Here is a 22,742-nt window from a genome sequence, read left to right as displayed (position 1 = left end):
CCCCGGTGTAGTGTCCGGGAGAGCCACTCCAGCCAGCTCCATTAGCCCAAGCCGGGATGAGCCAGTCGAATCTGGAGGGACCGCCGATTGGCGACGAGGTTGTCAAGGTGCAGCGGCTCGTGCGCTGGCCGCTCTCCTTGGGCCAATCGTCGAACCAGCGCCCGCGTGCCGTCCACCACAAAGACGCCGCAATCATAGCTGTTCCGCTGCTGGGCCATGCTGGGTGACTCCAGGCGGGCACGCAGCCGTCGTGCGAGCTGCGCTGCCGCCTCGTGGTTGTGTCCCCGGACGGAGTCGTAGTGATAGGCAACCGGCTCTCCTTGCGTGTGGCAATCAAGGAGCAGCAGCGACCAATGCGTGCCGGGGCGATTAGGATCCATAGCGTCGTTCACTGGCAGGAACAGGAAGTCGGGACCATTACCATTTGGATCGTAGCCGATGCGCTTCAACGCGCGGAGCATGTCGGGCTCGGCGCCGAAGCGCAGTCGATAGTGAGCTATCAGGGGGTCCACGAACTGCGTCAGGGCGGCGAGTTCCGGACGGCTCCGCCGCAACTCCTCCGCTAGGAGCTCGTAATCCCTGTTGATATGCTTGTCGCCCAGCCATTCCTTGGCACCGAGCTCTAGTCTACTGCGGCCGTAGGAGGAGGCTGTCGGATCCATAGCCCCGATTTGAGCATCGGCGGATGTGCGCGGGAAAGGCGCAGAACGAGCATCATCACGCAGCTCCGGCAGCGTGGGCGGATTTAGATCAATCACCTGCGGTCTGGGCGCATCCCAACCAACAAATGATACAGAACCAGCGTAGGTGTCTGAGCGAACCCTGGCAGGATCAGCTGGCGCAAAGTGAGCATCGTCGCGCAACTCGGACGGCGTTGGCGCATTCAGATCAACAAATGGCTCAAGACCAGCGTAGGTGTCTGAGCGAACCTTGGCAGGATCAGCTGGCGCAAAGTGAGCATCGTCCCGCAACTCGGACGGCGTTGGCGCATTCAGATCAACAAATGGCTCAAGACCAGCGTAGGTGTCTGAGCGAACCCTGGCAGGATCAGCTGGCGCAAAGTGAGCATCGTCCCGCAACTCGGACGGCGTTGGCGCATTCAGATCAACAAATGGCTCAAGACCAGCGTAGGTGTCTGAGCAAACCCTGGAAGGATCGGCTGGCGCAAACTGAGCATCGTCCCGCAAGTCGGAGGGCGTTGGCGCATTCAGATCAACAAATGGCTCAAGACCAGCGTAGGTGTCTGAGCGAACCCTGGAAGGATCGGCTGGCGCAAACTGAGCATCCTCGCGCAACTCGGACGGCGGTGGCGCATTCAGATCAACAAATGGCTCAAGCCTGCCCTTAGCATTTGACGCGGGCCTGGATGGTGATCCTGGTTCTTGCAGCTGTTCACTCAACCAAACCCAAGCTCCAGCGCTTAGGCTGGCCGGCGCTGAGGGAAGATCCCGCGAAGAGCCGGAAAACCGATCGCCCTGCGCGGCCGGCGAGCTCGGCTGCTCAGGGCCTGGCAGCCCCAGCTCTCGGTTCGCCTCGACGAGTTTCAAGTAGCTGCGAAGATGCGACAGATCGGGACCGTGTACTCTGCCTCCAGTCCATTGGAATGCTACTACGTCATTGTCGAGGGATACCTGCTGCCTGCTGGAGCCGTTTAGCCGCCCGATGATGCTCCCTTTGCCATTTCCTCTCAGCCACGCACTCAGCGCACGAAGACGCCTCGCCCGCTGTTGCGCGGACTGCCTCAGCTTCGCAGTCGGAGTTTTAAGATCTTTCAGAGCTTGGCTCAGCGCGCCCTCGATGAGGGGCGCATCTTCTGGATGAGGAACTAGGCGACGGGGGGCACCGAGGACGCGGGGTTCGGGTGCTTCGACTTCTTCCCCCCCACGCAGCAGCCGCCGGAGAACGTCCACAGCCGACCTAATGCGGTTCTGGGGGTCACGGCCCAAGCTCCTGTACTTCGCTATTTCCTCATCGAGCGATGAACCGTCTCGCAGCCGAGAAGCTACAGGGCCCCGATGACTTGCGTTAACCCAGCGGACAAAAGTCCCAAGTCCGGAAACATTGTTGTTGATGGCCCCTGGGGTAAGCTTGCGCCTCTCGGCGTGCACGCGAAACCTCGTCAAGAGTTCCGCGTCTTCGGCCGGAAGCTGCTCGCCGATCAGCTCGTCCGGCGACGACGCCGGAGCTTGTCTCTGCGCTGGTGACGTCGCCAGTTGATGGGATGGGATCTGCATCAGCGGCCGCTCAACCGCGTCGCCCTGCGGAGGCGGCGAGGGGCTGGGTCCGTCCATCGTCTCTAAAGGCAGATCCTGCTGGTTCGCAGGCAGAATCTTCGGCCAGCTGACAGCTCCGTTCGACCCGCTGTGCTGCGCAGCCGCGGAGAGGGTCGGCTTCATCTCGGCGCGAACCGCGTCTTCGAGATCAGGCAGGGGGCGAATATGACGCAGGAGTTCGATCGCTGTAGCACCCGCCGGCGACTTCAGGAGATGAGCCAGTGCGGCTCCGGCTTTACTGCGGCTATGGGGGTCCACCTCCTTATACCGATTGACATCTTTATCCAGCGAGCCGTGGCCAAGCCGAGCAGCAATGCCGGGCTTATCGTTTTCACGGAGGTAATCACTGAAATCGATAAGAAGAGTTGCATAGCTCCTGGCGGTGTTGGCGGTGCTCGGGGGTGCTTCTTCCTTGTACCTTTTGATGAGATCCGCATCCTGGGGATAGGGATTCTGCTCTACCCGGCTTGCAAACGGCGTGATGCCGCCCGGCGATTGGGAGGCTCGAAGATAATCCAGTGGGGCAGCGATGGCCTGCTCCTCCTTCTCGGCGAACTCCTGGGCATCCTTGTCCAGCGACTTGTCGTAAAGCCGGGAAGCAATGCCCGGCTTGTCGTTCTTCACGAGCCAATGCCCCAAGCTGAAAAGACCACGTAGATTGCGACCGACCGTGCTCTCGGAGGCCCCAGCTTTGATGAGTGCCGGCCTCAGCCCCTCAATAAGAGAGGCATCTTCGCAATAAACAGGATCTAGGCTGCTACCTGCGAAAACCAATTTTGCATGGCCGGGCGGTAGCGCCGAGGCATTCAGCATCGTTCCACCGCCTTGACTGTGCGGAGGCGGCGTAGATGGGTGCCCGCTCGACCGCATGATGGGAATCTGCTCGCCTGGCATGAGGATGTTGCGGTAACGCTCATCCGTTAGCTCGTCGTCCTGATGGCGCCAGTTCACGGGATGAGGGGACTCTGTAGGATTCAATGCCGGGCCATGCCGCGGTGGCTGAAGACACGACGATGCACCGGCCTCGTCGACCGTCCCATAGAATAAATCTCGATCATCCCCCTCAGCGAGTGCCGCTGGCCAACTGAAGGCGGGCTGCGACGCGCCCTGCTTAGCCGCGGCCTCAATGCCCCCTGCCCGGGCAATGATTGACGCGACTCCGCCCGGCGACTGAGAGGCGCGGAGACGATCTAGTGCGGTAAGAACGAGGTGCCTGCGACCTTGATCGAAGATCGCAGCGTCGCTGCTGAGCGATTCGTCGTTAAGCCGAGCAGCCACTCCCGGCTCGTTTTTTGCAAAGAGCCACTGGCTGAATCTGCGAAGAGGACGAACATAATTCGTCTTAACGGTGATCTCCTCGTACCCAGCCTTAACGAGTGCTTCTTGAAGTCCGGAAATCAAGGGCGCGTCTTCGGGATGAAAAGGCGGACCGTTGAGTTTTCTCGCTCCATTACGCAGATGATCAAGTGCCGCGCCGATACTTTTGTTACCCCCGGCGTCCTTGTAGCGCTTGATCTCTTCATTGAGCGGTTCGTCCTCGTTCCATTTCTCGTCCTGAAGCCGAGCAGCAATGCCAGGCTTGTTGTTTGCACGAAGGTAGTGGCTGAAATCCGTGAGAATGGATGCATAGGTTTTGGCGGTACTTGAAGTTCCGGCCGCCACCGCTTGCTGTCTGTATTCTTTGATGAGAAGTCCATCCCTGGGATAAGGAGTGAGGTCAGGGCGGCCTGCGATCGGTACGACTCCCCCCGTCAATTGAGAGGTCCGCAGACGAGCTAGTGCCCAACGGACGTTCGCCGTCCCACCTTTGGTTATGAACTCCTCGACATCCTTGTCCATCGACTCGTCATGAAGCCGATCAGCAATGCCCGGCTTGTCCTTTGCAAAGAGCCAGCGGCTCAAGCTGAGCAGATAACCGACGTAGCTCGTGGCGGTGCTCTCGGCAGCTCCCAGGAGCGCCTGCTTAAGGCCGGAAACAAGGCGCGCATCCTTAGCATAAAGCGGCTCCTTGCTGCGACCTACCAAGACCCAATTTGACTGAGCGGTCTGGAGCGCTGCGGCGCCCAGCACCGCCTCATCCGTTCCGGCATTCGCCTCAGATCGCGATGCCTCCGCTTGATGGGCGCGGACCTGCATGAGCACGGGAGCAGACGGGACAGCGATCTCGCTCAGCTGCTGCTCAAAGGCCGCCGCATCTGTGGACGGAGCCGGTGAGCTCTCTTGCGGGCCCGCAGTGCCCGATTGTTGACGCACCCAGTTGGTGGATTCGAACTTCATTCGTTCTCACTTTCGGACTATAGGCCAATTTGAAGCCTGAGGTCGGTTGTGATTTGCCACGGAATCGACTCGGCAGCATCGAACCCAGCAGAAAACTATCGTGAACGCCCAAAATGCCGCGTCGAAGCACTCCGACCGGGCGCTCCAGTATTCTTGCAGCGATCGCCAGCTATGATCGCCTCTGGAAACCCTGCTCTATGTGCGATATCTGTCGAGAACCTGACGCGGAGCCGCCGACTTCCTGCAGCGGACACGCAGACTGCCCCCATGGCCGGAAATCGATAAGGAACCTCCCGAAGAACGGTTCTGTGGGCGTTCTTGAGCCTTCTTGTATGATCGTGCCCCGCAGCGTGGTGTAGCTGAGTGCGGGTGCCGGCATGGGCCTGGATCGGTCAGTGGCGATAGCCGGAAGGCTCACGGCGGGATCATCGCCCAACGGGGCGATGGTTCCCAGTGTCATGTAGCGTCGACGCTCGACGCCCCGCCCGTCATTCTGCTCGAACAGGATTGCGCCGACCAGACGGGTGATGGCGTCCTCATTGGGAAAGATGCCGACCACTTCGGTCCGCCGCTTGATCTCGCCGTTGACGAAGCCGGCGCACGCTAGCCTCCCCCCGCAGCGTCGCTGCGGTAGCGGCTGGTCGAGGTCTGGTAGTACTGCGCGCGGATGGCCGCCATGGCCTCGATCAACGCTCCCCAGGGCGCGGGAAAGCGTTCTTTCGCCATCACCCGGTCCAGCATGCGCGTAAGGCCGGCCAGCTCGTCGTTGAGGAACTCCACCACAGGCATAGCCGGATAGCGCTGCAGCAGGAGAATCGCCGCGTTGCAGGCCTCGCCGGCCGACCTGTCCTTGTCGCGTCCATGCAGGTCGTTCTGCAGGCGCCCTATCGCGGAGATGAGCCGCAGGACCTGGCGAAACGCCGGACGCGCGCGCAAGGTCGCCATGTCCAGCCCCCACAGCAACGACAGGCAACAGAGCACGTTCGCGTAGGCGATCGAATCGATGCCGTTGTGCAAGTACTCGGTGTAAGACCAGCGTTCCGCCCCCGCCGCTTGCGCGTGCCCGGCGCGCAGCGCTGCGCAGTAGCACCGGGTATCGTCGAGAAGCTGAGCATAGTCGCGACGATCGTAGGCGAGCGCGGCCAGCGAAGCGCGCAGCACAGCGCAGCCCTCGAATCCGGGAAGCGCGCACGGCACGCCCTGCCCCAGCGCCTGCTCTACCGCGGCGAGCTGCTCCGGCGCGATCAAGCCAAGATCGTTGCAATCGTCGAGCCAGAACAGCAGCGCCAGTTCGCGATAGAATGCCACGATCAGCGTTTCGTCCTGCGGATCGCGGCCGGTGCGGGCGCTGATGTCGCGCAGGCTCAGGCGGATGCTCTGCAGGATGTACTGGCCACCCCTCACCGCTTCCACGGCATGCTCCTCGCCGAACCCGGTCAAGGAATGCCCCCACTCCAGCACCTGCTGCAGCGCGCGTTCGGTCTGGATCATGGCGTCGCTCCTGCTTCCTCGGCCGGGTTGCGCCGTCCCCAACGAAGCGCCAGCCACAACCCGGCGAGTTCGGCGACGCGCACAACCCGAGTTGGACAATACAGTTCCTTGCCGATCCACAGCGGCGTCTGCGGCAACGCGTGCGCCGCATGGCGGGCGAGCATCCACTCCAGCGCACGCGCTACTGCTTGCGCGATGCGCCGGCGCCCTGTCGGCTCTTCGCTCCCGTTCATCACGTGCAACGCGAACAGCGCATAGGCGGTTTCCTCGAACGTTGACGCGCGACCCGCGCCCCAGCCGCCGTCCTCGCGCTGCGCCAGCAGCAGCGCCGCCAGCGCGCGCTCATCGCGCCACTGCGCCTTGCCTTGCGCCAGCGCAGCGACCGCATGCGCGGTGGGATACAGCCACGAAACGTGCCATTTTTCGTTGTCCCACAGACCGTTCGGGTTGCGATTGGCCTCGACGTAGGCGCTGATGCCCGCGGCGGGCTTTTCCAACAGTCGCAGCGCATGCAGGGCATGGATGTTGGTCGACACCGAGGCATTGCGCTCGCCGGGGAAGGTGACGAACAGTTCGCCGATTTCGAATTGGCGCAACGCATCGACCGCCGGGTCGCGGCCTGCAAGGCGCAGGACGCACAACGCAACGGCGGTGTCGTCCGCATCGGCCGCAAAGTGCAAGGCCGGGCCCAGACCGCGCACGCCCAGGCGGGCGTCGAGCTGCGCGACGATCACGCGCACCGCCTCGGCGAGCGCGGGATGCGCGAACAGCCCGGCCAGATGCAGGGTGTACAGCGACCAGCATGGCTCGAACACATTGATCGGCCAGACATTGGGAATGACACCTTCGATGCCGCTGCGCGTCGCCCGCGATGCCATCTGCAAATACTCATCGGCGCGCCCGAGCTGCGGCGTGCTCGCCTGTGTCACGGCGTACGCACGCCACGCGGCGGTGGCCGCCGGACTGATGCCGATGCTGCCGTCGTCATCCGGGAATGCGGTGGTCGGCGACGTCCCCCAGGCTTCCCAGGAGTGCAGCAATGGATGGCCGCTCGGCAACGTTGCCACAGTCCCCAGCTTGACCATGCACGCTTGCCGCAACGGCAACAGCGCCGGGTGGCGCGGAAACGCCACGTCGCCCAGCAAGGATGCGGCCTCGCCGCAAAGCTGCGGCAGGATCAGCTCCGCGCCGATGGGCGCATCTTCCGGCACCGCATGCGCGTAGGGATCGGGCTGGCGCTGGAGGAACTGGGTTGCAGCCTGGACTGCGTCTGGAACGCCGGGAAGAGAATCGGCGCGCGGCAATGCCAGCAACGCCGCCCACGTGGGCGCATGGCGGAACCGCGAGAAGTCCGCGCTTCCCCAACCGCCGTCGGCCTGTTGCTGCGCGAGGAGCCACGCGTATGCGTCCTGCCGACCGGTGACGTTGCCGTGGAACCACAGCGCTCGCGCCGTATCGTAGACGGACGGACCGACGCGGCCACCATCGCTCATCTCGCTCAGCAGGCGGCGCAATTCGGAAAGAATCTGTTCGGACAGCGCATTCACGCGGGATGTTCCTTCTGCAAACGATTGACGGGAACCAGAATCGGGCAGACGCCGCGCACGTCGCCGCAGGCCCGTCGCGGTCCGGCGCCTCAGCAGCGCCGGACGGCCGCATAGGCTTGCGCGCCGCGCGCCACGTGCGCCGCGGCAATGCTGGCCAACCGCTGCGATCAGCGGCGCGAACTCGGGGACACAGTGCAGCATGCACCGCTGCCGCCGGCCGATCGCAACGCCACGGGGGCGCCTCCATGCGGACGGGCGCGCTCATGCGGATGGCGCGTGCTTGAACAGATACGCGTTGGTCCGCTGTAGGATTTGCGCCAACCGCTCCGTACGCGGCCCCAGCGGCGCGATAGCCTCCCCGCTATCGCGCAACAGATCCAGCGCGAACTGGCGTGCTGCCTGCAGCCCCATGAACGACGCGCAGGTCGGCTTCTGCGCCGCCTCGTCCTTGCCGGGGGTCTTGCCCAGCGCCGCGGTATCCGCTGTCACGTCGAGAATGTCGTCGATCACCTGCAGCGCCAGGCCGAAACAAGCGCTGTAATGATCGAGCGCACAGTACAGCGCAGCGTGCGCGGCATCATCCGCGACTGCGCATAGCGCGCCCATGCGAACGGACGCGCGCACTAGCGCTCCGCTCTTCATCCGGTGCATCGCCACGATCCTGTCCAGCTCGACGTGCTTTCCAACCAGCGACAGATCCATGGCCTGCCCGCCTGCGGCACCCTCGGCGGACACCGCCTGCGCCAATTCGCGCACGAGCGCGATACGGTTGTCGCCCGGCGCATCCAGGCTCGCCAGGGTCAGGAAGGCGTGCGCCTGCAGCGCATCGCCGACCAGGATCGCAGTCGCTTCGCCGAACTTGACGTGCACGGTCGGACGGCCGCGGCGAAGCACGTCGTCGTCCATCGCGGGCAGATCGTCGTGAACCAGGGTACAGGCGTGCATCATCTCGATGGCGGCGGCGACGTTTTCGAGCATGTGCGCCGGTGTGTCGGCCAATGCGCCGGCAGCCAGACAGAGCAAGGCGCGGGTACGTTTCCCGCCATGCAAGGTGGCGTAGCGCATCGCCGCCATCAGCTCGGTCTCACCGTCATGTTCGGCGCAGAGAAGACGCGCCAGCTCCAGTTCGACCCGCTTTGCGCCGTCCTGCATCCAGATCTCGGGGAGCAGCAAGCCGGATGCGCCGCGCGCCTGCGTGCCCGATCCGCCGGGCGCGGAATCATCAGTTCTGTCGTCCTGTGGCATGGAACCGGTCTGCATGTTGTTTTTGTCCTTGACAGAAGACCGCCACGGCGAGCCCCGCCGCCAGGGTGTTGTCGGCGTCGCACCGAGTGCAGCAATGCTGCGCGTCGCCGGCGCCGTTGGCTCGCCACAGGGGCATGCGATGCCAGCTCATGAGAATCCGATGCGGATCGTCATGGACGGATGTGCGGTCGGGTAATAGCGCCGGCCTTTTTCGACGCCGCTTAGCAACCGCGGCCGCACCCCGGCCTCGTGCATGGTCAGCGCCAAGGCGATACAGAACTGCACCAGTTCCAGCCATGCCAGGTGGTAGCCCATGCAGACGTGTGGGCCGGTACCGAACTGCAGCATGTCCACCGGCCGGATCGGCTCGGTGCGTTGCAGCCACCGCGCCAGCCGAAACTGATCAGGCGCCTCGTGCAGCAGCGCCGAGGTGGAGAAATGCAGCAGTGGGATGCACAGATCGGTGCCCGCGGGAATGCGCCGTTGGCCGAGTCTCAATTCACGCAGTGCGCGACGCACTAGGAGCGGCGTCGCCGGATACACGCGCAGCGTCTCGCGGAACATCGCCTCGGCGACCGGACACTGCGCCAGGTCCGCGTGCCGAGTCGGCACCGTGCCCACGCGTTGCGCCTCCTCGACCAGGGCGTCCCACAGCCCAGGCTGCCGCGCCAGCTCGATCACCATCCAGGCCATCGTCGAGGCGGTGGTGTCGTGACCACCAAGCAGCAGCAAGCGGATATTGGCGACCAGGACGTCATCGGAAAGCGCATCGTCGCTGCGATCGAAGGCGCTCACCATGTCGTTGATCAACCCGGTGCGCGAGGCATGTTCGCGCGCGGCGCGGACGAACTCGCGCAACCGCGCATCGATCCAGTCACGGGCGGCGCGGCCGCGCCGCAAGGGCAGTCCGGGCAGGTCGACCGGGGGCGCGACGATCAACTGCAGCAGTTGCTGGTACTTGCGGCGCCATCCCGGCAGGTCCTGCGCGGGGATTCCCATGAGACTGAAGATCAGCTTAAGCATCAGATCGCCGGTTTCGCGCAAGATGGTTACGTCGCCGCGGTCGCGCCACCTCTGCACGCGCGCCCGGATGACGGGCGCGAACAGCTCGCCGATGCCGGCCTGGGTCAGCCCCTTGGGCAGAAGCGCCGCCTGGATCGCATCGCGCGCCTGCCGGTGCGCGATGCCGTCCTGGGTAACCAACGTTCCGCCAAACAATTCGGGCGCGATGTCTTCGATCAGCGCCGAGGATACGTCCTTGTGCCGGAGCAGTGCGAGAGCATCCGGATCCAGACTGGTCATCAGGTGTCCGGCAGGGCCGAAATCCAGCCAGAAGTGGCTGCCCAGCCTCCGTTCCGCGCGCCGCAGCAGGCGCGGCAGGTCGCAGACGACGGCGGGAAGATGACCGACCAAGGGGAAAGCGCCGGGCACGACCGGGATGTCGTGCCGTAGCCGATGCCGACGGTTCAGCGGGTTGAGCATCATGTCCATCAGCAGCGCGGCGACGTGTCCGCTTCGGCGGTCTCGCCGGAAGGCCGCGCGGCGCGGCTGTTGCCACCGTCGGCGTACGTCGGCACATGCGCCAGCATGCCGCCGTCGATGCACACGACCTGGCCGGTGATGAACGCAGCATCGTCGGAGAGCAGGAACGCCACCAGCGCAGCCACATCGTCGGGGCGGCCGACGCGCGGCAGGAGCTGGTGCCGCCGCAGATGCCGTTGCGTGCACTCGTCCAACTTGGCGAGGAGACGATCGGTCATGATGAGACCCGGTGCAACCGCGTTGCAGCGGATCTGCGCATGACCGTACTGGGTGGCGAGCGAGGCGGACAGCATGTTCATCGCCGCCTTCGACGCGGCGTAGGACGTCTGCGCGGTGTCACCGCTGAGCCCCTGGCACGACGACGTGTTGACGATCGCGCCACCACCGCGGCCGATCATCCGTGGGATGGCCTGCCGGCAGCAGAGCAACGTGCCGCGCAGATTGGTCGCCATTGTCTGATCCCAGACCGCCAGGTCCAGGTCGAGGATCCCGCGGTCGCGCGGAGTCAGATGCACCAGCAGGTCGACCCCACCGAAGTGGCGCTCCGCCGTTTCGAACAGCGCTGCCACCGCGTGCGCATCGGCGATGTCTGTGGCCGAGGCCAGCGCGCGGTCCGCTTCGGATGCAATTTGCGCAGTGCAGGCGATGGCCGCCGAGCCATCAATGTCGGCGACCACCACTCTGCCTCCCTCGCGCGCGATAGCGACGGCGCATGCCTTGCCGATGCCTGCGCCGGTCACCACGGCCACCTTGTCTGCAAACCGTCCCATCGTGTCCTCCTGGATGGCATTGGTCTCTCGCGGCATGGCGCTCGGCCCTCCGCTGGAGAAGGCGCAGGGTCGGCACCGGCGCGCTCGCCATCGCCAGCGTCGCTTTCGATGACCCGAATGGCGGCGACCGGGCACTGGCTCGCCGCGAGCCTCACGGCGGCGTGCAGCGCCTGCGGGACCGTCGCCACGCACACTTCGGCCACGCCGTCTGGTTCGCGCTGGCGAAAGGTGCCCGGCAGCGTCAGCACGCACTGCCCGCTGGTTCCGCACAGGTCCTGGTCGACCACGACGCGCATCTCAGCTCCCCCGCGCATGCAGCCGCACCGGCAGCGCGCGGAACGTCCGAAGGAACGCGGAGGGCTCCCGGGTCGGCTGCTCGGCCAAGGCCAGCGTGGGGAAGCGCGCCTGGATTCGCGGCAGGCTCTCGGCTAACTGCACCCGGACCAGTTGCGCACCGAGGCAGAAGTGAATGCCGTGGCCGAAGCTCAGCATGATCTTCCCGTCGGTCGACATGCCAGGACTGGTACCGTAGAACCGCGCGGGATCGAAGCGGTCGGGATCGGCGAAGGCGTCGGGGTCGCGATTGCCGGCCGCGATCAGCATGCGCACGTCCGCGCTCTTCGGGATCACCATGCCGCCCAGTTCGATGTCGCGCTGGGCGATACGCGGAATGGAGCTGAACATGACGGGCGCGTCGCAGCGCAGGACTTCTTCGACGAATGCCTTCACCCCCACGGCGTCTTTGTGTAGCCAGTGCCGCTGTTCGGGATACGCGAGCATCGCCAGGACCGCATGGTCGATGGTCGCAGCAGTGGTGGCGAAGCTGCCCAGCAGCATGCCCCACAGCATGCTGATCAACTCCGCATCCGACAGCATGTCGGCATCATCGTCATGTGCGCCGACCAGCATCGACACGATGTCGTGGCGCGGGTCGGTGCGCTTACGCTGTATGAGGCAGCCGAAGTAGGTCTGCACCCTGGCGCTGGCCGCGTCCGCCGCGGTGAGCTGGGGATCGCTGGCATGCGGGCGCAGGCCTTCCAGAATGGCGCCGATGCCGGCGGCGAGCCCGAACATGTCGTCATGGGGCATGCCAAACAGTTCGGCGAAGACCAGCATGGGCAACGCCAGTGCGAATTCCCGATGCAGGTCCACCGCCTCCCCGCGCTCCAGCGCGGGCGCCATGCCGTCCAGGCGCGCGGCGACGATGCGCGCGATGCCTGGCCGCAGGTTGTCGATCTGGCCCATGGTGAAATCGCGCGAGATCAGCCGGCGCAGACGCGTATGCGTCGGTGGGTCCTTCATCGCCAGCGAGGACGCCAGCAGATTGAGCGACAGGCTGGTCGCCGCACGCGGGAAATAGCGCGCCAGTTCGTCCGGCGCCGGAGCCCGAAACGCATCGCCCGTGGCCTTGAGCGCCCAATAGATGTCGGCGTGGCGGCTCAACAGAAAGAGGCCCGACGCCGCGCGATGCACCGGATCGTGCTCGCGCAACCGGCGCATGAACGGATACGGGTCGTGCATGCACGCTGGCGACGCTAGTTCAGCGAATGCGTCCCCGCATGTTGCCGTGGTTTCTTGCACGTCCATCCTGGTTACCTGTTGGCTGGCTGATCGGCGCGCGCCATGCGCGCCGGCAAATTGCGGAGAAGATCGCGATTCCCGGGGGCGTCCACCACATCACCAGAGCACCGGCAACTCCTCGAATCCGCCAGGATGATCTCCTTGCGCAACTTCAGTTCTTCAGGCGCCACGGTCAGACGGAGCGCGGAAAAGCGCTGGAATATCGAACCGAACACCGCCTTGAGCTCCAGCTTGACCAGCGCCAGCGCCGTGTCCGTCCCGAAGACCATCGCACTGCGATTGGTGATGATGCGTGAACAGAGCAAATCGCGTGCCGAAGTGAATTCGCAGGCCCAGCAGGCACTCCGTAGCGGCGCGTAGTGTCAGGTTTCTGGCGTTGAGTCTCAATACCGACAATCGGCGCAGCAAGTGCCGACAAAGGCCCGCTCTCGCACTGAATGTGCGGGGCAGCCCTTGCGCGACATTTCAAGCATCCGGATTGGCTGCAGCAGGTGTGGTTCGCCGGAAACCACTCCGATGTCAGCGGTAGCTATCCGGAAAACGAAGCCCGCCTCTTTGACATCTCGTTGGGTTGGATGGCGCATGCGGCCGAGAACTTTACCGACGGCAAGACGCCCGACGGCTTCGGCATCGAGGTCGACGATAGATTCCTGACGCTGGATCCGGATCCGCTTGGTCCGTAGCACGACGAGTGCGAACCCGGTCGCTTGCGGGGGCAAGTCAAGTGGACGGAAGGGTTCCGTCAAGTGCAGAGCTAGGCTGTCCTTCGTCCGGCGGCACTTGAGCGCTTCGCCGCGAAGTGGGGCGTGCAGCAAACACTAGGAATAGGGTGCCTATACGCCAAACACCCTCATGGTCTAGCGCGCGCTGGCGCTACGCGCATTGTGTTCCTTGTAATGCCGATCATCTTTGGCGCGCTTGCAAGTTGGGAAATCTTAAAAGGCGACAACAAGTACGAATACCTCACGGCCACCACGGCGCTGGTCGCCGGCATCGTGCCGGCGGTTTACGCGGCGTTGAAGCTGGATGAGCATCTGCCGACGGCCGTGCGGCTAGCTGGTGAATACAAGAACCTGGAGACCTTTTCGGGGACCTCGCCGCAATAGGCCCTCACAAGCCATCCGACGTGTTCGAGGCCGAATACAAGGAAACCCGGACTCGATTAGAATGCCAAGAACGAGGCGTTTACTCCACCCGAGTGGTACTTCAAGCGCGCGTCTTTCACCATCTGGTGGCGCCAATTCGCCGACGAAGCCAGGATGCGCACTCATAACACAGCCCCCTGCGCTCCAGCATGGCTCGAGTGGGTCGCGGCGCGTTCATGACCAGGATCCGAGAGGAGAGAGCGAACGGATTCGGCTCGATCACCTCGATTGAGTCGATTTGCAACGCGCCGATGGCGACGCATGCTGCTTCCACGCAGGATGCGTTCGGCTACGGCTCCTCAGGCAAATCAATCCAAATATCCGCGGGACCTTCCAGGAGCGTATCCTGATCGGGAACGTAGATGCTATCAAAGACCCTGAGGCCATGAGCCATTGCCGCACCAATGATTATGAAAGGGAGCTTGACCTGCTCCAGATCTTCGAAGCTATCAGCGTCTACGATCCGAACGAAATCGAGTTTAAACTGTCGGAATGTGATCAGAGATTCGGCTGATGCTATCAGATCCTTGATGCAGGACGTCCCTTTAGCGATCTCTTTCCTCAAATGGTTCAGTGCCATGAAGAGGCACGAAAGCTCATCGAGCTCAGAGCGGCTAAAGCGTCGTAGCCGCGACGAAATCGGCACTCCGTTCCTATATCTCACCGTCGGCACAAATCGTATTTCGCAGTCAAGAAGCAGGTCTGCGACGGCGCGCTTTACCAAGATCGCCTGACCGATATCTTTCAAGCCAAAATAGCTGCGAGTGGGGCGTGCATAGCAGATCCAGCGGATGGAACCGGTAACAGCTTCCTTCAAGTGTTCCTCGGGCCCGTCCAGACGCAGATCATAGTCGTCTTGCGTTAGAAACGTTCGATAGCCCGCCGGAAACATCTCGGCATCGCTGGACGAAAGCACGGCGGTTGCTCCCGCGCGTAGCGCAAGCCCAATGTCGTCGTCCAGATTGAACTCGTAGCTAACACCGGGCTCAAATTGGCTCTTGTTCGGGTAGACCGTGACGATTGCAACGTCATTCTCAATTACCGCCCTTCTGATGAGTTCTGCATGGCCGCGGTGCAGAGCGCCCAAAGTGTGCACCGTGCCAATCGTCTGGCCTGTTCTCGCGACCTCCCGGAGGAAGGCCCTGCCTGCTGAAAGGGAATCTAGATGCATGTGTCTTGATCCAGTTCTTCTGAACACAAGGACGGCCTTGTCCCATCGCTCAGACTACGGAAGACTTGGCCTGAGCGCCGCATCGACCGCGCACGGTCAGCTAACATCGACGAGAGTTTCATGTCTCACCTCACAAAGGGGCTCGGTCCCAATCGACCTAGTCTGCCTGACATTGTATTTCCCAGGTCTTCATTTCGCGCCCTCTGAAACAATCAGGTCGATCCAGCTCGACCACGTCTCATCAACGACGACAACTCAGCCAGATAGGTTTCCGGCTCGCGCGGCGGACCATCCTTCAGAGCGGCCTGTAGTCCCGGACATCTATCTGCAAAGAACGGCGGCTCGAATGTGGTTATCGTTGCGCCCGAAAAATCGACCTTTACGAAGCTTGCCTGAAAGGGGGATATTCCACTCAAGTTCGCGTCGCGCAAGGAAGATTGATTCATGCGAATGTATGCCAAGCGCGCAGCCTCGAGGTTACTGCCGGTCATTCCCGCCGCGAGATATGCCTGCACTAGATTGGATCCTTCGAGATTTGCGCGATCCAATGCCATTGATTGCGGGGGTCACCGGTAAGTATCGACCTGTAGAGGTAAGCCTGAGATAGGTCTGCATTCTCAAGATCGCAGTCGCGCATAAACGCACAGCGGCCACGAAAGCCCACAAACTTGGCGGCTCGCATGGTGCTTTCTATTATCGAAATGCTTTCGCCTGATGCCCGGGACAGGTCCGCTCCATCGAGCTGGCAGGAACGAATAGATGCACCGTTCAACACGGCACCGACGAGGTTCGCGTCGGACAAGTTTACGGACAGGAGCCGTGCATCGGTCAATTCTGCCTGTTCAAGCTCCATCCTGGAAAGATTTGACAGATGCAGATCAGCAAATGGGGCGCTCAGTGCTCTCGCCGTAATCCGGCCGCTCACCTTTGAGAGTCTCAGATACGGAAGATGAGCGCCTTCCAGGACAAGGCCGTCGACCGACGTGGGACGCACGATCGATAAGCAGTCACCCTTTGACTGAAAAAACGAGCAAGCCGCAAGATACGTCTTCGTGATCGTGACCTGGCTCAATTTGGCAAAGCGAAAAGAAGCGGAAGAAAGGAAGCACTCATTAATAGTCGAGCCTTGCAGTTCCGCCCCATCGAATACAGCGTAACTCGCGTCGCATTGATAGGCGAGAAGTCCACTGAGCATCGCGTTATCAAAACGCGTTCTTTTCATGCTGCAACCGTGAAACAGACTGCCGGTCGCATCAACTACATTGCGCAGACTGGCATCATCGAAGTTGCAGACTTGTGCTGCAATCGCGTGCATATACGCACAATCGAGCTTGGCGCCACGGAAGCTTGCTCTCTCTAGCCCGGGACAGATAAGGTTCGCCCCTGAAAGGTCTGCCCGATCTAACGTTGCTCCGTAGAGTTGCGCGCGATTGAGGGTGCAGCGCCGCAACGGGAAATCGGATAGGTCGAGACCACTGAAGTTCTCGGAGGATAGCTGCAGGCCAATCCCCGTTCTTCTGATAGCCTCCTCAGTTCGCCTCGCAACGGCCGCCACTGCGCGCGGCCGATCAGAAGCTCGGCTCCAGTATCGAACAAATTCTCCATCGGATGAAACGTTTTTTATCGGCCCGGCCCAGTTCTCTGATTCTTCATTTGCGCTGCACTCGATGTTAGCGTCGATCGTTTGCGACATGTCGACGATTCCATATTGCCCGGATTGCGAGTCGGCTTCTCGTTGTGAAGCTCTTGTCACTCGGCAAGTGCGGGTAAGCTTAAGCGATTGTCACACCGGGGTCTGCCAAACCGCGAATCGATGGGTCGATGACGCAGCAATTGTGCGGCGGGCCTTCGCAGCCGCGGTGGTGCGCGCGTCGACAGAATGTGCCATGGCCCCTCCACCACTGCTTGTTGCGATGATTCACCGGGCCCGCCAACGTCAACGACGCAAGCTCAACGACTATGCAAATATGCCCAAAGACGCGATTTGGCTTGATACGGCTCTCTCCCGGCAAATGCATCCGTCAACCGAATGCGCGAAGTTCTCGTTCTTGCTTCTTTCTCAAAATGAAGCCACGGCTTGGGGCCGAAAGTGATCGCTTATGTAGCGCCGTACTCGGAATTACCTGAGCAATGACCGTGCCAGCCGATCAGCTGTAATAAGGGGCTGAATAAATGCGATGAAATCGAGATCATCGAATCGACGCCAAGTGTTTTGAACCCGACAAAAGCCGTCTCTTGTCGGGGATCGCACCAGGTTCGCAAGGATATCGAAAAAACCAAGTTCCGAGCTCGCTCGCGAGACGCGCGATGGCCGAGAAGGGGCACATAGTCAAGGGATTCGGCACGTTCCAACCGTCGATTCGCGAACAGGGAGTGTACGAGCGCGACTGGCCAGCTCCGTGCGCCGGCCGACCCACCGCGTACCACACACTGTGCCGGCGGAGCGATGAACGAGCGCGCAATCGTGACCAAACTGGCGCGCAAAATGGTAATACTTCGGCGATCGAAGATCGGCTATTTATGATCCAGAAGGTCGAATTCGGCAGCATTCACGCGATGCCTCTTTCGAGAATCGTTGACGAACGACTTATCTCAGGACCGCGCACAAGACGGGGCATGGCGGCGATAAGGCTCCTAGTATATTCAGATAGTGGATTGAGAAATATCTCTTCAGTATCGCCACAGTCGACAATTCTCCCATGGCGCATCACGATGACGCGATCGCTGATATGACGAACAACGCCGAGATCATGGGAGATGAAGAGATGACTCATGCCGAGGTGAGCCTTCAGATCGCCGAGCAAGTCCAGGACTTGGGCCTGGATCGAGACGTCTAGCGCCGAAACCGGCTCATCGCAGACGATCACGGCAGGATTTGGTGCAATCGCGCGGGCGATCGCGACGCGCTGGCGCTGACCGCCCGAGAGCTCGATCGGTCGCCGGTCGAGCAGGCTCTGGGATAATCCGACTAGATCGAGCAGCTCGATGACGCGCTCCTGACGCTTGGTCGACGTCTCGACGTTGCTCGAAAGGCTATCGGATAAGATGCCGCCGACCGTCCAACGTGGATCAAACGAGCCAAGCGGATCCTGGTAAATGATCGATATCGACCGTCGGCGAGCCCGCCGTTCACGTTCGGCAAGCTTGGTCCAAGCCTTTCCTTCAAACTGAACGGCGCCCTCGTCGGGTTCCTCGAGGGCCAGGACCATGCGCGCCATCGTGGACTTTCCCGACCCGGACTCACCCACGATGCCCAATGTCTCGCCGGATCGCAATTCGAAGGAGACACCGTCGACGGCCGCCCGTAAAGCGCCATCCGGGCCGCTGAACCGCTTCACGAGGCTTGTGGCTTCGAGCACGATGGGACGAGATCTCGGCAGCAATTGCACGGGTGGGTGCGTTCGTCCGCCAATGGTCGATGGTGAGAGGCGTGAGCCGCGCGGCCGGCCTGATGGCACGGCATCCAGCAGCTGACGAGTATAGGAATGTCGTGGATCTGCAAATATCTGAGCGGCGGTACCGCGTTCGACGACCTCGCCTTGACGCATAACGAGGACCTCATCCGCCACGCGGGAGACCACCGCCAGATCATGACTGATCAGGATCAGAGCTTTACCCCGGGTTTTGGTTTCCTCGAGCAGTGCCAGCACCTGAGCTTGCGCTGTCACGTCTAGAGCGGTGGTCGGCTCATCGGCGATGAGGACGCGTGGCTCGAGCGCAAGTGCTCCAGCGATGAGAGCCCGTTGGCGCTGACCGCCGGACAATTGATGCGGCAGTTGCTGAGCCTTGATCTCGGGCTCAGGGATGCCGACGAGCTTGAGGAGAGCAATCACGCGCTGTGCGAGTTCCTGGCGTGATGATACGGCACCATGCAGGCGTAAGCCCTCGCCAATCTCTTTGCCGATCCGGCGAAGCGGGTCCAACGAAACGAGTGCATCCTGTAGTACGAAGCCAATCCCGCTGCCGCGAATGCGCCGCCAGCCACGATCGTTAAGGCCGATCAGGTCCGTCCCATCGAAGCTCAGTTGGCGTGCATGGACCCTGGCGTGGCGACCGGCTAGGCCTATGAGAGCCCGCGCGGTCACGCTCTTTCCTGAGCCGGACTCACCGACGATCGCAAGGCACCGCCCCGGTTGTAAGGAGAAAGATACATTGCGCACGACCACTTTCGTGGCGATGTCGCGCCCGAAGGAGACACGAAGCGAATCGACCGTGAGGAGGTCTGCCTGCTGCGAGACCGGCCTGGGAGGAGCCTGCAACATTCAAGCCTTTCCTTCCAGACGGTCCTGCAGGTGGCCTCCGACAATGGTGAGGCTAAGGGCAAAGATCGTCACGGCCAGTCCGGGTATGACCTCAAGCCACCAGGAATAGATCACATAGTTGCGCCCGGCATTGAGCAGCGCGCCCCATTCAGGGGCCGGGGGAGCAACGCCAAGACCTAGAAAGGCTAGCCCCGACGCCCAGATAATCGCCTGACCGACGCCGATTGTCATCATAGCTGTCAGGGGGTTCATCGTGTTCGGAAGAATATGCCTCCAGGCGATACGGGGAAACGGATGTCCGAGCGCCTTGGCTGCCTCCACGTACCCGGTACCCTTGATAGAAAGCATCTGGCCCCTGATCATGCGCGCATAGCCTGGCGCCGTGGCGATTCCGACGGCTATGACCTCAGTCAGCACCGACGGCCCAAAGACGGTGACGAACACCAGGGCGAGCAAGAGCGTGGGAATTGCGAAGAGCACGTCGAAAATCCGGGTGAGAATGCTGTCGACCACGCCAGCGAAAAGTGCGGCTGCGACGCCGAGAATGAGTGCAACGGATATGCTCAGCGCGGTCGCACCAAGTCCGATGGCAAGCGATTGGCCAGCCCCCTCCAGCACACGGGAGTAGAGATCCCGGCCCAATTGATCTGTACCCAACCAATGGACGGTCGAAGGCGACTGCAATGACGAGCTCAAATCGATAGCGAGTGGGTCGTGCGTCTGCAGCACCTTTGGCGCGATGGCCGCGAGGACAAAGAAGCCAATGATGGCAAGCGAGGCAGCAACCCGGAAGGGAACATTGCAGATGAATTCCAAGACTTCTCTGAGCGGCTGAGACACCGTGACTTCCGCGAACCTGCTCATGTCAGCTTCATCCTCGGATCGAGCATCCGGTAAGCTAGATCGACAATCACACTAAGAAGAACGAATAGGCCCGCCGAGATCAAAACAGCTCCCGAGACAATCGGAACGTCCCGCGAGGACGTCGCTGCGACGAGAACTCCACCCAGGCCTTGGCGGGCGAAAACGATCTCTATCAAGATCGCCCCCGACAGAAGCTTGCCAAGAGCCCAACCTGACAACGTAATGCCGGGCAATGCGGCATGACGCAGGACATGGTGAAGTCTGACGCCGAAATCACTCATACCTCGAGCTCGCGCGGACGTAACGAAGGGCTGCTCGAGCACGCGCGTGAACTCGTTCAGAACGACTTGTCCGAAAAAGCCCGACAGTTCGAGAGCCAGCGCAAGGGTTGGGAGAACGAGTCCCATGGCAGTACTTTCCCCAACAACGGGAAAGATCCGCAAGTTCACCGCAAAGACGACGAGCAGAATTGTAGCTAGCCAGTAAGGCGGTACGGTTGCCAGGAAGATTTGCGCGCCGCTGAGCAGCTTCGACCATATGTTGTCTCTGCCGGCGATCAACAGGGTGGCCAAGATGGCAATAGCCCATGCCGTCAGCAGCGCGGCGATCGCCAGAACAATAGTCGGACCAATCTGCTCTGCGATGATTCCTACGACGGGTCGATGCTGCTGGTATGATTCACCAAGATCTCCGTGCAGGATTAGCCATATGTATTTCGCATACTGAACCACGAGCGGTTGATCAAATCCATATTGCGCATTGACAGCTGCGAGCTCTGCCGGAGGCGCCGGCCCAACGTTACCACTCCGTACATTGATGATGATCTGCGCGCGATCGCCTGGCAGCAAACACTGCATGAGGAACGCAAACGTTGCTGCAGCCCACACGACAACCACGCCGGAGAGTATGCGGCGCGCGAACCAAACAAGCGGATTTTTGGCTACGAGCTTCACGGCCTCATTTCCTTTCATCAAAATGAGCGTCATAGAAGACGGGCTCGCCCACCGACCCGTGGTCCAGCCATACGTCTTTCAGATTGGGGCTGGTGGCCAAAGTCACGTCCAGCACCGTGAAGCCAATCACAGGAGCCTCATCCACGATCTTCCGTTCCGCCTGCTGATAAAGACCGGCACGTTCAGCGCTGCTAAAATCCTGCTCCGCCCTTTGGATCACCTCCCAAAGCGCCGAATCCTGGAAGCGCGACGGATTGAATCGATTGGGTTCACCATTCTGGTCCGGCTTCCATGAAATCCGGAAGATCTCGGCGCCGGGTGCAACCCAATAGAGCAGCACGATTTCATAATCGTCGGGGCCGAGATTTCGTCCGGCAAAGAAATCAGCGGGATTAGTGGGTTGAAGACGTACGTCAAAACCGGCCACCCTTGCCTGCTGCTGGATTACTTGCAAGGCTTGCTCGCCATCGGGCTTCAGAAAAGCGTTCGAATAGGAAATGCGCACCGTCAGTGAATTGCCGTTCTTGACACGGATGCCGTTACGGTTGCGCTCAGTCCAACCCGCCCGATCAAGCAGCTGATTGGCTTGCCGAATATCGTACGTATACGCCCGCCCGAGCTCGTGCAGGTATTCCGGCGAGCTTTGACTTAGCGCACCGTTGCCTTCAAATGGCAAAGAGCCAAGAAAGGATGTGTCAACCGCGGCCTTTCGATCAGTAGAATAAGCGAAAGCCTTGCGGACGAGCACGTCGTCAAAAGGAGGCCTGGCCGCATACAACGCAAGGCGTAGAGGAGTGCCGCCGGTAATATGCCGCAATATTCCAAAGCGGGAATTAGCGTCTTTCCATGCAATGGCCGGGATATCGTATATGGCATCGGTCTCGCCTGTGATCAGCGAGCCGTATCGGACAGTCTGATCTGGCAGAAACTTCCAGCTTATTCCGTCAACGTAAGCCGGGCCCTGGTGTTTCGCGGTGGCCGGCGCCGAATTGTAGTCAGGATTGCGGCGGAAGGTGACTTCCCGCCCATGGCGCCACTTGTCGACGATGAAAGGACCCGAGCCGACCGGATTCTCGCAATTCACCGCAAGTGCACGTTTGAGCGCGGATGGCGACAGAATGCCTTGTGAGGATTGGGCGAACACATTGAGCAAGGGCTGGAACGGCGTCTTCAAGGTTACCTGCAGCCTCTGAGGAGCGATTGCCTTTGCCGATTCGAAGCTGTCGCTAAGATAGGGAGCAGCAGTGGGATTGCGAAGATCGGGGTCATTGCTGAGCCACCCGTTGATATTGTCAGCGATGGCCTGCGCATCGAGAGCAGTCCCGTCCGTGAACTTCACATTCGGCTTTATCTCGAATGTGTACACCTTTTTGTCGTCGGAGATGGTCCAGGACTCGGCCAACCATGGCGCAATCTTGCCGTCGTCGCTGCGAGCAACCAGATTGTCGCTGTATTGGCGTTGCAGGTACCATTGCTGCACCCACCCGCCGAACAGGCAGGCAGGCTCTTGAAAATGCCCATAACGGATAACGCCTCCCCGCTTCACGGCTACCCCTTCTTGAGCACGAACGCTGGGTGCCCATTGAGACAGGCCTGAGAGCATGGCAAGGGTAACCGCCAT

General features: G+C 61.6%; 16 protein-coding genes and 3 pseudogenes. 2 read left to right on the top strand and 17 right to left on the bottom strand.

Annotation, left to right across the window (positions count from 1 at the left end):
* Positions 1-41: 41 nt before the first annotated feature.
* The 10 genes and pseudogenes from ACVWYP_RS13970 to ACVWYP_RS13925 form a co-directional block, all read right to left on the bottom strand.
* On the bottom strand, positions 42-4,550 hold the full coding sequence (locus tag ACVWYP_RS13970; protein WP_304498899.1) for a Ulp1 family isopeptidase: 4,509 nt from the start codon (positions 4,548-4,550) through the stop codon (positions 42-44).
* Positions 4,551-4,947: 397 nt separating this feature from the next.
* Positions 4,948-5,139: pseudogene (locus tag ACVWYP_RS13965) on the bottom strand (transposase); the annotation flags it as partial.
* A 14-nt stretch (positions 5,140-5,153) separates the two neighbouring features.
* Positions 5,154-6,041, bottom strand: a complete 888-nt coding sequence (locus ACVWYP_RS13960) for a terpene synthase family protein (RefSeq protein ID WP_253592547.1) — start codon at positions 6,039-6,041, stop codon at positions 5,154-5,156.
* Positions 6,038-7,588 (bottom strand): hypothetical protein, encoded by a 1,551-nt coding sequence (locus ACVWYP_RS13955; RefSeq protein ID WP_209946076.1) that lies wholly within the window; start codon positions 7,586-7,588, stop codon positions 6,038-6,040. The genes ACVWYP_RS13960 and ACVWYP_RS13955 overlap by 4 nt, the downstream gene beginning before the upstream one ends.
* Positions 7,589-7,849: 261 nt before the next feature.
* Positions 7,850-8,848 carry a polyprenyl synthetase family protein gene (locus tag ACVWYP_RS13950; RefSeq protein WP_209946078.1) on the bottom strand — a complete coding sequence of 333 codons (999 nt, stop codon included), beginning with the start codon at positions 8,846-8,848 and terminating at the stop codon, positions 7,850-7,852.
* 132 nt (positions 8,849-8,980) lie between these two features.
* Entirely contained in the window at positions 8,981-10,324 is a 1,344-nt protein-coding gene (locus tag ACVWYP_RS13945) for a cytochrome P450 (protein WP_209946080.1), read from the bottom strand.
* Entirely contained in the window at positions 10,324-11,145 is an 822-nt protein-coding gene (locus tag ACVWYP_RS13940) for an SDR family oxidoreductase (RefSeq protein ID WP_026192342.1), read from the bottom strand. The genes ACVWYP_RS13945 and ACVWYP_RS13940 overlap by 1 nt, the downstream gene beginning before the upstream one ends.
* Positions 11,146-11,152: 7 nt before the next feature.
* Positions 11,153-11,441, bottom strand: a pseudogene (locus ACVWYP_RS13935) (ferredoxin); the annotation flags it as partial.
* A gap of 1 nt (position 11,442) precedes the next feature.
* Positions 11,443-12,732 (bottom strand): cytochrome P450, encoded by a 1,290-nt coding sequence (locus tag ACVWYP_RS13930; RefSeq protein WP_209946082.1) that lies wholly within the window; start codon positions 12,730-12,732, stop codon positions 11,443-11,445.
* A gap of 90 nt (positions 12,733-12,822) precedes the next feature.
* Positions 12,823-12,968 (bottom strand): annotated as a pseudogene (locus ACVWYP_RS13925) (cytochrome P450); the annotation flags it as partial.
* Between the two features lie 249 nt (positions 12,969-13,217).
* On the opposite strand from ACVWYP_RS13925, the gene ACVWYP_RS13920 reads away from it, so the two are divergent.
* Together ACVWYP_RS13920 and ACVWYP_RS13915 are read left to right on the top strand one after the other, a co-directional pair.
* Complete coding sequence (locus ACVWYP_RS13920) at positions 13,218-13,409, top strand: phospholipase effector Tle1 domain-containing protein (protein WP_240537164.1); 192 nt, start codon at positions 13,218-13,220, stop codon at positions 13,407-13,409.
* Positions 13,410-13,622: 213 nt separating this feature from the next.
* Complete coding sequence (locus tag ACVWYP_RS13915; protein WP_097671449.1) at positions 13,623-13,832, top strand: hypothetical protein; 210 nt, start codon at positions 13,623-13,625, stop codon at positions 13,830-13,832.
* A gap of 328 nt (positions 13,833-14,160) precedes the next feature.
* On the opposite strand, the gene ACVWYP_RS13910 is transcribed toward ACVWYP_RS13915, so the two are convergent.
* The 7 genes from ACVWYP_RS13910 to ACVWYP_RS13880 all read right to left on the bottom strand — a co-directional run bounded on the left by ACVWYP_RS13910 (position 14,161) and on the right by ACVWYP_RS13880 (position 22,742).
* Positions 14,161-15,042 (bottom strand): pantoate--beta-alanine ligase, encoded by an 882-nt coding sequence (locus ACVWYP_RS13910; protein WP_209943990.1) that lies wholly within the window; start codon positions 15,040-15,042, stop codon positions 14,161-14,163.
* 212 nt (positions 15,043-15,254) lie between these two features.
* Positions 15,255-15,557: a pentapeptide repeat-containing protein gene (locus ACVWYP_RS13905; RefSeq protein ID WP_253592549.1), complete on the bottom strand. Its 303-nt coding sequence runs from the start codon at positions 15,555-15,557 to the stop codon at positions 15,255-15,257.
* On the bottom strand, positions 15,557-16,735 hold the full coding sequence (locus ACVWYP_RS13900; protein WP_245163866.1) for a pentapeptide repeat-containing protein: 1,179 nt from the start codon (positions 16,733-16,735) through the stop codon (positions 15,557-15,559). The genes ACVWYP_RS13905 and ACVWYP_RS13900 overlap by 1 nt, the downstream gene beginning before the upstream one ends.
* A gap of 856 nt (positions 16,736-17,591) precedes the next feature.
* Positions 17,592-19,304: a dipeptide ABC transporter ATP-binding protein gene (locus ACVWYP_RS13895; RefSeq protein ID WP_209943992.1), complete on the bottom strand. Its 1,713-nt coding sequence runs from the start codon at positions 19,302-19,304 to the stop codon at positions 17,592-17,594.
* Positions 19,305-20,168, bottom strand: coding sequence for an ABC transporter permease (locus ACVWYP_RS13890; protein WP_016846349.1), 864 nt, complete (start codon positions 20,166-20,168; stop codon positions 19,305-19,307).
* A complete protein-coding gene (locus tag ACVWYP_RS13885; RefSeq protein ID WP_259239015.1) occupies positions 20,165-21,121 on the bottom strand; it encodes an ABC transporter permease in 957 nt (318 codons plus the stop codon). Before ACVWYP_RS13885 ends, ACVWYP_RS13890 begins: the two co-directional genes overlap by 4 nt.
* 4 nt (positions 21,122-21,125) lie before the next feature.
* Positions 21,126-22,742, bottom strand: a complete 1,617-nt coding sequence (locus ACVWYP_RS13880; protein ID WP_245163868.1) for an ABC transporter substrate-binding protein — start codon at positions 22,740-22,742, stop codon at positions 21,126-21,128.

This window comes from Bradyrhizobium sp. USDA 3262 (assembly GCF_054060035.1).
Note: the sequence above shows the minus strand (reverse complement) of the source record. Positions and strands in the feature narration are given on the sequence as shown.